13 protein-coding genes are annotated in these 13,093 nt (G+C 52.0%); 4 read left to right on the top strand and 9 right to left on the bottom strand.

Annotated features, from left to right (window positions below; all coding sequences use genetic code 11):
* The first annotated feature begins 26 nt into the window (after positions 1-26).
* On the top strand, positions 27-1,151 hold the full coding sequence (locus ACN0XZ_RS06260; protein WP_417456875.1) for a Glu/Leu/Phe/Val family dehydrogenase: 1,125 nt from the start codon (positions 27-29) through the stop codon (positions 1,149-1,151).
* 87 nt (positions 1,152-1,238) lie between these two features.
* The gene (locus ACN0XZ_RS06255; RefSeq protein ID WP_417456874.1) at positions 1,239-1,571 is read left to right on the top strand and encodes a helix-turn-helix domain-containing protein; all 333 of its coding nucleotides are present in this window, start codon (positions 1,239-1,241) and stop codon (positions 1,569-1,571) included.
* A gap of 49 nt (positions 1,572-1,620) precedes the next feature.
* Here the strand turns inward: ACN0XZ_RS06255 and ACN0XZ_RS06250 are convergent, their stop codons facing one another.
* Entirely contained in the window at positions 1,621-4,014 is a 2,394-nt protein-coding gene (locus ACN0XZ_RS06250; RefSeq protein ID WP_417456873.1) for a TonB-dependent receptor, read from the bottom strand.
* Between the two features lie 352 nt (positions 4,015-4,366).
* Between ACN0XZ_RS06250 and ACN0XZ_RS06245 the strand changes: the two genes are divergently transcribed.
* The gene (locus tag ACN0XZ_RS06245) at positions 4,367-4,816 is read left to right on the top strand and encodes a YybH family protein (protein WP_417456872.1); all 450 of its coding nucleotides are present in this window, start codon (positions 4,367-4,369) and stop codon (positions 4,814-4,816) included.
* Positions 4,817-4,888: 72 nt separating this feature from the next.
* On the opposite strand, the gene phhA is transcribed toward ACN0XZ_RS06245, so the two are convergent.
* From phhA to hppD, 5 genes are all read right to left on the bottom strand, one after another.
* Positions 4,889-5,770: a phenylalanine 4-monooxygenase gene (phhA, locus tag ACN0XZ_RS06240; protein WP_417456871.1), complete on the bottom strand. Its 882-nt coding sequence runs from the start codon at positions 5,768-5,770 to the stop codon at positions 4,889-4,891.
* Between the two features lie 19 nt (positions 5,771-5,789).
* The gene (gene maiA / locus ACN0XZ_RS06235) at positions 5,790-6,452 is read right to left on the bottom strand and encodes a maleylacetoacetate isomerase (RefSeq protein ID WP_417456870.1); all 663 of its coding nucleotides are present in this window, start codon (positions 6,450-6,452) and stop codon (positions 5,790-5,792) included.
* Complete coding sequence (locus ACN0XZ_RS06230; protein ID WP_417456869.1) at positions 6,452-7,459, bottom strand: fumarylacetoacetate hydrolase family protein; 1,008 nt, start codon at positions 7,457-7,459, stop codon at positions 6,452-6,454. The genes maiA and ACN0XZ_RS06230 overlap by 1 nt, the downstream gene beginning before the upstream one ends.
* 42 nt (positions 7,460-7,501) lie before the next feature.
* Entirely contained in the window at positions 7,502-8,050 is a 549-nt protein-coding gene (locus ACN0XZ_RS06225) for a VOC family protein (protein WP_417456868.1), read from the bottom strand.
* 61 nt (positions 8,051-8,111) lie between these two features.
* A complete protein-coding gene (hppD, locus tag ACN0XZ_RS06220) occupies positions 8,112-9,200 on the bottom strand; it encodes a 4-hydroxyphenylpyruvate dioxygenase (RefSeq protein ID WP_417456867.1) in 1,089 nt (362 codons plus the stop codon).
* 154 nt (positions 9,201-9,354) lie between these two features.
* On the opposite strand from hppD, the gene ACN0XZ_RS06215 reads away from it, so the two are divergent.
* The gene (locus ACN0XZ_RS06215) at positions 9,355-9,804 is read left to right on the top strand and encodes a MarR family winged helix-turn-helix transcriptional regulator (RefSeq protein WP_417456866.1); all 450 of its coding nucleotides are present in this window, start codon (positions 9,355-9,357) and stop codon (positions 9,802-9,804) included.
* Positions 9,805-9,821: 17 nt separating this feature from the next.
* Here the strand turns inward: ACN0XZ_RS06215 and ACN0XZ_RS06210 are convergent, their stop codons facing one another.
* The 3 genes from ACN0XZ_RS06210 to ald are packed head-to-tail and all read right to left on the bottom strand — an operon-like array spanning position 9,822 to position 13,014.
* Entirely contained in the window at positions 9,822-10,856 is a 1,035-nt protein-coding gene (locus tag ACN0XZ_RS06210) for an EAL domain-containing protein (RefSeq protein ID WP_417456865.1), read from the bottom strand.
* A 49-nt stretch (positions 10,857-10,905) separates the two neighbouring features.
* Positions 10,906-11,871: an asparaginase gene (locus ACN0XZ_RS06205; protein WP_417456864.1), complete on the bottom strand. Its 966-nt coding sequence runs from the start codon at positions 11,869-11,871 to the stop codon at positions 10,906-10,908.
* Between the two features lie 24 nt (positions 11,872-11,895).
* Positions 11,896-13,014 (bottom strand): alanine dehydrogenase, encoded by a 1,119-nt coding sequence (gene ald, locus ACN0XZ_RS06200; protein ID WP_417457569.1) that lies wholly within the window; start codon positions 13,012-13,014, stop codon positions 11,896-11,898.
* Positions 13,015-13,093 lie beyond the last annotated feature (79 nt).

Raw genomic sequence — 13,093 nt, 5'->3', positions numbered from 1 at the left:
GACTTCAACTTGGAAGGGATTATATAATGCCCGTATTCGATTCACGCAGCTTCCGCAACCACGAGCAGGTCGTATTCTGCTCAGACGAAGCTACAGGCCTCAAAGCAATTATTGCTGTACACTCAACCGCGCTCGGCCCAGCAACAGGCGGCACGCGCTTCTGGGATTATGCAGCCATTCACCGCCGCTCTGCCCCAATTGACGTCGCAGAAACCCGTGGCGAGCAAGACGCCGTTTACGACGTTCTTCGCCTCTCCCGTGGTATGTCATTTAAGAATGCGATGGCTGGCCTTCGCCTTGGTGGCGGTAAGTCTGTTATCATCGGTAACCCGAAAGAACTCGGCACGCCTGAGCTGATGCGCGCGTTTGGCCGCATGATTAACCGCCTCGGCGGTAGCTATTATGCCGCAGAAGATGTGGGCACCAGCCCGGATATGCTGGCCGCAGCATCAGAAACCACTGACTTCGTATGTGGCCTTGATGGTGGCGATTTCGGCACAGGTGACCCATCACCGCACACAGCACTTGGTGTTTTCACCGGCATTCAAGCCTCTGTAAAACACCGCCTGGGTAGAGATGACCTGAACGGCGTTCGTGTAGCTGTCCAGGGCCTTGGCCACGTTGGTCAATATTTGATCGACCACCTGCGTGGTGCCGGCGCCAAAGTTATCGTGACCGACATTGTGGATGCCAATATCCAATCAGTGCTCGCACGGGGCGAAGCGGAGGTTGTTTCTCCTGACGCCATTCATGCTGTGGACTGTGACGTTTACGCGCCTTGTGCACTCGGCGGCACGCTGAACCCAAAAACTCTTGGCGATATTAAAGCCACGGTCATCGCGGGTGCAGCTAATAACCAGCTTGAGACCGAAGGCAAGGAAGACGAACAACTTCGTCAGCGCGGCATTCTCTATGCACCAGACTATGTGATCAACGCTGGTGGCATCATCTCCGTTGAATCAGAGGTTTACAAAGAGAAGATGGATGCGGCTGCCCGTGAAGCCAAAGTGCTTCGTATCGGCGAAACACTGACCAAGATTTTCAACGCGAGCGACAAGGAAGGTCGTCCGACCGGTGTTATCGCGAATGAAATGGCAGAAAACATTATCCGCAAGGCTAACGAAGCCAAGCTGGCAACTGCTGCCGAATAATTTGAGGCTTTAGCCTCATCAGAAAGCCCCTGCACCATCGAGGTGTGGGGGCTTTTTATTTACCACGCCAAAAGCTATCTTACAGGCATGAACGGCGATAATACATCGATGGAGACCTTGGGGCGGAATGTGCGGGAAGCGCGGCATGCGCTTGGATGGAGCACCGATGAACTCGCCAGTAAGGCTGCTCTAGAGCCCTCCATCATCGTTAAGCTTGAGCGCTCAAACGAATGTAGCGGCAGTGAGTTACAGCAAATATCCCACGCGCTTGGCATCCCGTCTTCGATCCTCATACCCAACGACGACCGTACGAAGAGTGATAAACGGGCAACCCGGCGTGTACGGTGGGCACCGATAATTATCACCGCAGGCTTTATGCTTGTGTTGGTAAAACTGATGCTTCCAAGCCTGGCACTATAAAAAAAGGCGGCGCAACCGCACCGCCTTCTTCATTTATTTTTCCGGAAACCTAGAAGTGTTTACGGATCAACATGCCAAACGTACGTGGCTGGTTGGTCCGGAAGCCAAGACGAGCCCGACCACCACGCTCGCGGTCGAATGAGAGGTTTGCGTTCTCATCGGTCACGTTGGTCACATAAGCCATAAACTCAAGGTCTTCCCAGTTGATACCGAAGCTGAGGTTCAGCGTTTGGTATGGGTCGAGCTCAAGATCAAGTGTGGTTGCATCCGTACCCGGTGCGCCGCCAAAAGCGAGACCTGAAACAAACACACCCGCACCTGGCTCTTGGTCAGATGGCTGTGTGAACAGGCTGCCACGGTGCTGGAAGGTTGCAGAGAAGTAAGCTTCAGCACCGTCACCAGCTACCTCAAACGGGAAACTGTATGTTGCGGTTGTACCAAAATTGAACTTAGGCACAGAAGCCAACCGGTTGTCCTCACGAACACCACCAAGAACAGCACCGTTGCTGTCAATTACAGTTGAATCGAACTTCGCTTCAAGCAAGCTACCCGCGAAGGAGAAATCCAGACCTTCAACAGGACGTGCTTTAAACTCAAGCTCGATACCTTGGGTGTGTGCCTTAGGTACGTTGAACGAGATACGGGACGAACATGACCCAGCATCAAGTGTTACCTGAAGGTTTTTGATGTCAGTATAGAAAGCTGCTGCGTTCAGGCTGAACTTACGGCCGCTTACTTTAACACCAGCTTCATAGTTCCACAGAGACTCGTCATCATAGCTTTGGAAGCCACCAAACACCTTAAGGTCATCAGCGTTACAAAGCGCGGTGTTGAGCGGGTCGTTCACGCCGCCAAGACGGAAGCCCTTAGATACCTGGGCGTTGATGGTCACGGTATCGCTTGCTTCATAGCTTGCAAGCAAACGTGGCGTGAAGCCGTTTGATGACGTTGTATCGATCTGGTCAACCACACCGTTACCGAACAGGCCAACCTGGGTTACGCTACGCTCTTCTTTATAGTCGTAGTAGCGACCGCCCGCTGTCAGGTGCATACGGTCAGAGATATCATATGTTGCTTCACCAAAGATCGCAACCTGCTCCAGTGTGTACGGCAGCACGGAGTAGAACGGCGAATCTGTTGGTGCAACACCCATCCCTACAGCTGCAGCTGTACCAGCACCAAGTACCGCATCTGTAACGGCATCATAACCAGGTGTTGGCAGGAACTGCTCGTAGTAGCGGTCAGTTTTGGAGTAGAAGCCGCCCACAATCCACTGAAGAGCACTGTCATTGTTTGAGCTCAAGCGCAGTTCTTGTGTGAACTGTTCAACCTTCGTGGTGTCACGCAGGTTGGACGGGAAGTTCACTGCAGCGGTTGGGAAACCGAGGTCAACCGACACACTACCGGTCAGCGCACTTGCATCACGGCTCACGAGGATATCGCGGTCTGTGTAGCTTGTAACCGAGGTCAGGTCGATGCTCTCGAAGTTCACCTCAGCAGTGAGATCGAGGATCAACGTCTCGTCTTTAAAACCTTCACGCAGTTTCAGGAACTGTTCACGCTCCTTAAACACGGTCGCCTCGGTCATGAACGGGTTAGCATAGAGGTTGTAAACCTCCTGCCTATTGAAACCGTTCATGTCGATTTCCTGATAGATCACCCGTGGTGTGAGTGTGATGTTCTCGGTTGGCTTAACAGTGAGCGCAACCCGGCCACCGGTGCGGCTGCCATCATTCACGTTTTTGTTGTATCCACCGTTTGGACGGTGAGCATCAATATAACCCGCATATTCGGTGTGGTAGGCCACTACGCGCAGGGCAGAGCTGCCTTCTGACAGTGGTACGTTCGCCATTGCTTTCACATGGCCACCGTTGCTACCGCCACTCACAGTATTGAGATCGGCTTCTACGTTGCCTTCAAACTCTTCGAGATTAGGCTGGTTGGTGATGTAACGAATGGTACCACCAACAGAACCTGAACCAAAAAGCGTACCTTGTGGGCCGCGAAGTGTTTCAACACGGTTGAGGTCATAGAGGTCGAGATCGGGTGTAAACAGGGAAAGTGAGATCACAGATTCGTCGAGATAGACACCAACCTGCTCTTTCACGCCCGGCTGGTCACGAACGATCTGACCTGCGGAAACACCGCGAATCGCGACCTGGCTCTGGCCTGGCCCCAAGTTCTGGATCATCAGGCCCGCAACGTTACCGGAGAGGTCTTCAAGGCTTTTTGCACCTGAGCGGCGAATATCATCCTGTGTTTGGGCGTTGATCGAAAACGGTACATCCTGAATGGAAGATGCCCGTTTGGTTGCCGTAACAACAATTTCCTCAAACTCGACTGCCGTGTCTTGTTGAGCTGACGCAGCTGCGGTTACACCGCACGCAAGCGACAGCGCCAACAGTGAGACACCTGAATATTTAATCATGTTTTTGTGTCGCATGTAGAACCCTTCTCTTGGTCTTAGTTTCTTGTTTTAAGTTTCATATGTAATTATTTTTCGTAACATTAACCTACGGAACGAGAATAAATTCCAGAGGACATATCACTTCAGAATGGGCTTGGATTTACTTCTTCTAAAAGTTGTGTCTTTTAGGCCACGAAAATGGCCACCAACTATTCAAAACCTAAAGTTTATAGATGCTTATGGTGTTGCCGTGTTGCCCAAACCGGGCGCCACAGACCGCGTTCGTTAGCGGAGCAACAACGACGAACTAGACCTTAAGATATATACTTTAGGTATAACTTCCTCCCCGAACTATTCTCTATAAAATAAGACGAAAAGGAGAGGTCCAATGAGAATACTTTTTTGTGCATTTGCAATATTATTAACTGTCGCGCCTCAGGCATTCGCGGGTGATGAAGAAATCATGGATGTCGACCGTGCGTTCGCGCGGATGTCGATGGAAAGAGGCATCGCAAACGCGTTCGATCACTTTCTGTCCGAAGACGCTGTTAAGCTGGACGGCGGTGCCCATCCACAGATTGGCCATACCACCATCATTACGGGCATGCGCCAAATCCCGGCAGATGCCACGCTTGACTGGAAACCTGCGGCAGGCAAGATCGCAGCATCAGGCGACATGGCTTATACGTGGGGCACATATGTGCTGACCTTCATGAGCGATGGCGAGCGCAAAGAAGCTTTTGGCAAATATATCACCGTTTGGGAGAAACGAGCGGGCGAATGGAAAGCTGTGCTGGATGGCGGCAATGCGAGCCCAAGCGCGTGGGATGGCAACTGAGCCCCTTACTAGCCTATAATAAAAAGGGGCTGCCAAACATGACAGCCCCAAGTCCAGCCCATTTTATCGTTATTAGCTCGCGGCTTTAGCCAGGCGGCCGCCCGCTCTTGCATAGGCCTGCGTGCCGTTGTTGTGAACACGGTCTCCCTCAAGAACCGCGTCCACCGGGTAAACTGTTTTATCGGCCTCCAAACCATCATAGAGTGGCCCGAAATCCTGATAGGTTGCTTCAAGAAGTTCCTCGAAGCTATCGATCACCCAATATGTTTGCTGAAAATCATCGATCCTATAGTCTGTGCGCATCAAACGGGTGAGATCAAAATGGATCCTGTTGGGGCTTTTATCCTCAAGGCAGAAGATACTTTCCGACTTTGAGCTAACGATGCCCGCGCCGTATATGCGCATGCCTTTGGGGGTGTTGATCAGCCCAAACTCAACGGTATACCAATAAAGTCGCGCGAGGTTTTTAAGCACCCCACGCCCCATCGCACGCTGCCCACCTTTGCCGTAAGCCTCCATATAATCGGCGAACACGGGGTTGGCGAGCAGAGGTACGTGCCCAAACACATCATGGAATACATCAGGCTCCTGCAAATAATCCAGCTGAGCTTCGCTGCGGATAAAGTTGCCTGCCGGGAAGCGCCTGTTGGCAAGATGATCAAAAAACACTTCATCCGGCACAAGATCCGGTACCGCAACGACAGTCCACCCCGTTCTTTCCTGCAGCTTTGCAGATAGGTCTTCAAACTTCGGGATGCCACCATCTGACAGCTTCAACAGTTTCAGGCCATGCATAAATTCGTCACACGCCCTACCCTCAAGCATTTCGGACTGACGGGCGTATAACCTGTCCCAACGATCATGTTCTTCCGCAGTGAAGTGATCCCAGTTCTGGTCAACGGTGTAATCGTCGTTGACCTCAACCTCGCGGCCCAATCGTGTCTTAATTTTCATCATTACTCTCCCAAAAGGCCTAGCTGGCAGGCGTATCCGGCTGATTTTCCGGTGCAGCAGCCTTGAAGGCCTCAAGATCGTTACAAGCAGCGTCTATGCGCAGAAGCGTGGGGAACTCATCCAGCGGCACATTGAACCGCCGGGCGTTCCATATCTGTGGCACCAGATATAAATCCGCGAGCCCGGGTGTTTCGCCCACACAAAAAGTGCCCGTCCGGCGGTCATTTTTGAGCATTTTCTCAAGCGCACCAAACCCTTCACGCACCCAATGAGCATACCATTTCTGAACTGAATTTTCATCCGCCCCAAGGTCAGCCTTCAACCACATAAGGACAGACAGGTTATTAAGCGGATGAATATCGCACGCGACAATATTCGCGAGTTGGCGCACGTAAGCTCTGTCGCCTACATTTTTCGGTAACAGGGCAACATCAGGATACGCTTCTTCCAGATACTCTATGATTGCCGGGGATTGCGATATCCGCACATCCCCGTCAACAAAGTAAGGCACGCGCCCCTGTGGGTTCAGCTTGAGATAAGCCTCCGAACGCTGCTCGGTTACACCTGGCTTCAGGTTTATGGCCTCATAGGCATAGTCGAGACCCTTAAGCGCAAGCGCTATGCGCACCCGATATGCCGCAGACGACCGAAAATAGCCAAAAAGCGTGCGCATCGTTGCCATCAACCTTTTTCTACGACCTGATCAATCGCACCAAAGATGGATTGGCCATCTTTACCAAACATTTCAATGCGGATCGTATCGCCAAACTTCATAAAGCTGGTGGACGGTTTACCGGTCTCGATGGTCTCAATCATGCGGATTTCCGCAATACAGCTATAACCGACACCACCTTCAGAAACGGGCTTACCCGGCCCACCATCAAGCTTGTTCGAGACCGTACCCGAGCCTATAACCGCCCCTGCCCCAAGCGGGCGGGTTTTCGCAGCATGAGAAACCAGCTTCGCAAAATTGAAGGTCATGTCCACGCCAGCTTCGGGCTTGCCGAACATGGCGCCGTTATAGTGCGAAACCAGCGGCAGACTAAGCTTGGTATCAGCCCACACACCCTCAAGTTCATCAGGGGTCACACAAACCGGGCTAAAAGCGCTTGACGGTTTGGATTGGAAGAAGCCGAAACCCTTTGCAAGCTCACCCGGGATCAAACCTCTCAGGGATACGTCGTTTACGAGCATGAGAAGTTTGATGTGACCCTCGACATCACCTTCGGACACACCCATCGGCACATCGTCCGTAATCACCGCGATTTCAGCCTCAAAGTCGATGCCCCAGCCCTCGTCCTGCGGCATCACGATAGCGTCACGCGGGCCAAGGAAGGTATCAGAACCACCCTGATACATCAGCGGGTCTGTCCAAAATGTGGCTGGCATCTCCGCATTGCGCGCTTTCCGCACAAGCTCCACATGGTTCACGTAGGCGGAGCCGTCAGCCCACTGATAGGCGCGAGGAAGCGGCGATGCACAAGCGGCTTCATCGAAGGCCTCGCCGCTCACTTCGCCAGTGTTCAGCGCATCATACAGCGCCTTCAATTTTGGTGATGCATCCGCCCAGTCATCAAGGGCTGCCTGCAGTGTTGGAGAAATTTCCTGAGCTGATACGCAGCGACTCAAATCTTTTGAAACAACAACCAGCTTGCCATCGCGGCCATGCTTAAGGGAGGCAAGTTTCATAGTAATCTGTCCTTAAAGCTTTGATTTATCTTATTTCACTGATCACTCAGCACCGACACCCTTGAATTCACCTTTCCCGTGAATCCAGGCTGCGTGCTGAGGCGCTTTTTTCGTTTTTGACCATTCGTCGAGCATCGCTGGTGCGACACGCTTCAACTCTTCAAGCATACCAGGTTTTGCCGTATTGGCGGCAAGCTCAAGCCGATGCCCGTTCGGGTCAAAAAAGTATATGGATTTAAATATCGTGTGGTCGGTTGGGCCAAGCACATCTAATCCCGCAGCCTCAAGACTAGCTTTTGCCTCAAGTAGCAGGTCCATGCTTTCGACCTCAAAAGCGATATGCTGTACCCATTCAGGCGTGTTCCCGTCCCGGCCCATTTCGGGTTGTTCAGGCAACTCAAAAAACGCGAGGACGTTGCCGTTCCCCGCATCCAGGAACAAATGCATATAAGGGTCATAGGCACCGGTTGACGGCACATGGTCTTCCGCAATTGCCAGCTGGAAGTCCATTTTCAGATGCTTCTGGTAAAACTCAACAGTTTCTTTGGCATCCTTGCACCGATATGCAACATGATGAATGCGTTTTAACATCGCTTCCTACCTTTCAACTCAATCCATCTGGGAGTGGAGCCGCGGTGCGGCCCCTCACCCGCTAGGCAGCTGTATCGTCCACTTTCAGTGCACCACGGCGAATTTGATCGCGTTCCATCGACTCAAAGAGAGCCTTGAAGTTACCCTCGCCAAAGCCTTCGTCTTTCTTCCGTTGGATAAATTCAAAGAAGATCGGACCCACCTGTGTCTCCGAGAAAATCTGGAGAAGCAGTCGATTGTCGCCCTCTTCTGTTGAACCATCAAGGAGAATACCGCGCTTCTTCAACTCATCAACAGGTTCGCCATGGCCTGGCAGACGCTCTTCCAGCATCTCATAATATGTTTCAGGCGGTGCAGTCATGAACGGCACACCCTTGGCTTTCAGGCGGTCCCAACATTCGAGAAGATTGTCGCAAGAGAAGGCGATGTGCTGAATACCTTCGCCATTATATGCCATCAGATATTCTTCGATCTGACCGTTTCCGCCCGCTGCTTCTTCGTTAAGAGGAATACGGATCAAGCCATCCGGCGCTGTCATCGCCCGTGAGGTCAAACCGGTATATTCACCCTTGATATCGAAATAGCGAATTTCACGGAAATTAAAGTAGGTTTCGTAGAATTTCGCCCAATAATCCATCCGGCCACGATACACATTGTGTGTCAGGTGATCGATTACGTTAAAACCACACCCTTTAGGGTGACGGTCAACACCTTCGATCCACTCAAAGTCGATGTCATAGATGCTCTCGCCATCCTTGAAACGGTCAATCAGATAGAGTGCAGCACCGCCAATTCCCTTGATTGCAGGAAGATTGAGCTCCATCGGGCCGGTCTTAACATCAATAGGCTGCGCACCAAGCTCAAGCGCGCGCTTGTAGGCTACGTGGCTATCTTTTACGCGAAACGCCATGCCACATGCAGACGGACCATGCTCCTCGCCATAATATCCGGCTGGGCAGTTCTTCTCATAGTTGGCGATGAAGTTGATGTCGCCCTGACGCCAGAGTTCCACATCCTTTGAACGGTGACGAGCCACTTTCGTAAAGCCAAGCGTTTCAAATACGTTTTCAAGCAGGCCTTTTTCAGGTGCCGTGAATTCTACAAACTCAAAACCACAAAGACCCATCGGATTCTCAAAGAGATCACCCATGTTCATTCACTCCATCATTCTCTATATACAGTGTGAGGTCAGGCCAATTGCTGTTTGCAGCGGATCGCTTTTTCGCGATTATAGGCTGACGCAAATTATTTGATGCCATATTAGTTACATTGGAAACTAATTGCAAGGCGTGAACGAGGGACTGATGAAAAAAAACGAAGACACGCTGCACTTGGGAGATTTTCTACCCTACCGCCTTTCGGTACTATCAAACCGTATCAGCCGTGCAATTGCCGACGGCTATGAGGAGCGTTTCCAGCTTGGCTTACCAGAATGGCGGGTGATGGCCGTCTTGGGTGGTGAACCAGACTTGTCCGCAGCTCAGGTTGCTGAACGCACAGCGATGGATAAGGTTGCAGTGTCGCGGGCGGTAAACAAGTTGCTGGAAAATGGCCGACTGGAACGTCACTTCTCCCCTGAAGACAAGCGCCGCTCCGTGCTCGCCCTGTCTGAGGACGGCCTAAAAATCTATAGAGAGATTATTCCCATAGCACTCGGATACGAGAGCCGCATCATGGAGAAGCTCACACCAGTGGAACGTCAGGCGCTTACAAGCCTGCTCGACAAGCTTGAAGACATCCAGCTCCATACCTAGGTAACAATGGGCAGGCTTCAGAGAGGCTTATCGGCTGGACGACCGAAGAAATAACCCTGAAGATAATCAACCCCGGCACTCTCAAGCATGCGGGCGGTTTTTTTATCTTCAACACCCTCTGCTATTACTTTGATGTCAGACTGTTTGGCAGAATCGACAATATTGGCCACCAGAGTCCACTTCCGACCATCCGCTATCAGGTCTTTGGTAAGAGACTTATCCAACTTGATAAAGTCGGGCTGGATTTGGGTGATGGTCGCTAAATTATTGAACCCAGTACCAAAATCATCCAAAGCAATACGAATACCGCGCTCTTTTAGCCGCCGTACAAGCGCCTGCAGAGTTTCGAAATCAGGAAATTGCTGGCTTTCCACGATTTCGATCACCAGTTGCTCCGGCTCGAAACCATGACCCCCCAAAACACTTTCGAACCAGGCATTAAGCCCTGCTTCGCAATCGATGCTGTAGGGCAGAACATTCACAAACACATTCTCGGATATATTAAAACTCCGAGCTGTGCGGACCGCGTTTTCACCCGCCGCCATATCAAGCGCGTAGAGCATGCCCGCCGCTTCAGCAGTATCAAAAAGGGCTGGCGCTGAAATTTCAGTACCATCGGTGTGCAGGCCCCGGACAAGGAACTCGTACCCCAAAACTCGGGCATGATTGTCAGCATGCACGATCGGCTGCATCAGAGATTTATAGCGCCGATCCGCCAGCATCTCTCCTAACCACCGAGCGGAAAGCCGCAAGCTCAGTTCCTCGAGCGATTGCATGGAGCCATACTCACCCAGCGCAGGACGCATACTGGCTGAAAGCAATGCCCGAACGCTGCGTCGCTCGGCTACCGAAAATTTGCTCTCAAGCACCGGCAATAGGCTCTCCATATCGTCTGCCAAAAAACAAACAACACCCGGCTCCCCTAGTGGCACTTCAATGATGTCTGCCATGGACAAAGCGGCACGAACACGGTCGCGCAATATGTCGTCCGGGCACCAGAAAAACGCATGACCAAGACCAGCCACATGCGGATAAAGCGAATCGTCAGGCAACACTCGACCCCTCAAGCTGTCTGCAATTATTATGTGTCATTGAGGCAACTCAAACACTTTTAGCAGCAGCCGTAAAGGTCTCTTTCCAATTCTTGTCATCTTGCCCAAGGAGGAGGGACAACAATATACGGGCTTTGCGGCCCCGAAGGCCACCAGATGGGATGAGCCCTCTTCCAATCAAATCAATCTCCGCCCCCACATAGCCGTAAGTTTTTTCAAACACACGACCCTCACGTGCGCGGGAGGCTAAGATCACCGGCATATGGGCACACAGGGCTTCCGCCTTGTCAGCCCACATTTCCGATAAATGCCCTGCGCCGTAGGCCTCAAATACAACGCCCTCATACCCCAGACTTGCTAGGTTATCGATCAGGCGCCCATCATCATCCAAAACGGCAGACAACAACGCAACAGGCGCAAACTTCTTCGTTTGCAGCCCCATTCCCATACGCGCACCACGCAGCCACCAGATCTTGTCCTCAACAATGGTAGCAATGGGCCCATGTTCAGAGGAAAACGCCTGAAGAGTTGAGGTATGTTCTTTGGCAACCAACCACGGATCGTGCACCTCGCCATTCACTACGAGGGATACACTACCTTCCTGAGCATCAAGAGCAACAAGCGCCGCAGCATGCAGGTTCGCGGGCCCATCTGCGCCAGGTTGATCCGGGGTTCGCATTGCGCCTGTAAACACAAGCGGTTTATCGCCCTTATAGAGGAGACTTGCCAGAAACGATGTTTCTTCCATCGAGTCTGTACCCTGCGTGACGATAACAGCGTCTGCCGTTACCTCTTCCGCCATACGGCACAGCTTCTCGATCAAGGGGAAAGCCAGATTGGCACTGCCTCGCTGGGCAATAGTGTCTGCCTTAAAATCAGCCAGGTTTTGAAGGGAAGGCACAGCCCTGATCAGGTCTGTGGCTGATAAAGTAGGCGTGACCCCCGATTGATCACCGGGGGTCATCGCTATGGTTCCGCCTAGGGCAAAAACCTGAATTACGGGCGCTTTAGTCATGCCCGCCTTTTATACTAATTGCGCTTATGCGCCAATAGCTTCCAGTGCAGGAACATAGTCAAGGTTCTGGTCACGAGCCACAGCTTCATATGTGATTTTGCCTTCACACACGTTCAGCCCTTCCAGAAGGTGCTTGTCATCAGCCAACGCCTGCTTCCAGCCTTTGTTGGCAATTGCCACGGCGTGACGAAGTGTCGCATTATTGAGCGCAAGTGTTGAGGTACGCGCAACGCCACCCGGCATGTTCGCCACGCAGTAATGAACAACTTCATCAACGATATATGTCGGATTCTCGTGAGTCGTTGCTTTTGAGGTCGCGAAACAGCCACCTTGGTCAATCGCAACATCAACAAGCACGGAACCACGCATCATCTTGCCAATCTGCTCGCGGGAAACCAGTTTAGGGGCCGCAGCGCCCGGAATAAGCACCGCGCCCACAACGAGATCAGACGCCAAAACGTTTTCTTCAACCGCATCGTTGGTCGAGAACACAGTCTTCACCTGGCCTTTGAAGATATCGTCCAGTTGCTGCATACGGCGAATGGAACGGTCGAGAATAGTAACGTCAGCGCCCATGCCCACAGCCATACGCGCTGCGTTGGTGCCAACAACACCGCCACCAATTACGGTTACCTTTGCCGGCGCCACACCAGGCACACCACCAAGCAACATGCCACGGCCGCCTTGGCTCATCTCAAGCGCATGAGCACCAGCCTGAATGGACATGCGGCCAGCAACCTCAGACATTGGCGCAAGAAGCGGCAGACCACCGAACTGATCCGTGACAGTTTCATACGCAATTGCAATTGCGCCAGATTTGATAAGACCCTGAGTTTGAGCGGGATCGGGCGCGAGATGCAGGTAGGTATAAAGAATTTGGCCTTCGCGCAGCATCTCACATTCAACCGCCTGAGGCTCTTTAACCTTCACGATCATATCTGCTTTGGCAAAAATCTCCGCTGCTGTGTCGATGATTTTTGCGCCAACGGCTTCATACATGTCGTTGGTGAAGCCAATCTCGAAACCTGCGTTATGCTGAACAATGACCTCATGGCCATTTTCAATAAGCTCACGAGCCGAAGCGGGCGTCAGCCCCACCCGATATTCACGATTTTTGATTTCCTTAGGAACACCTACAAGCATACTGCCCTCCTCAAAATAATACTGATTGCCTGCATGGATGGAAGGCATTGCCCAGCCCTCCCTGCTTGCTGGAGAATTT

The sequence above is a fragment of the Kordiimonas sp. genome (assembly GCF_048264555.1).
Lineage (GTDB): Bacteria > Pseudomonadota > Alphaproteobacteria > Sphingomonadales > Kordiimonadaceae > Kordiimonas.
This window is presented reverse-complemented; position numbering and strand designations above follow the sequence as displayed.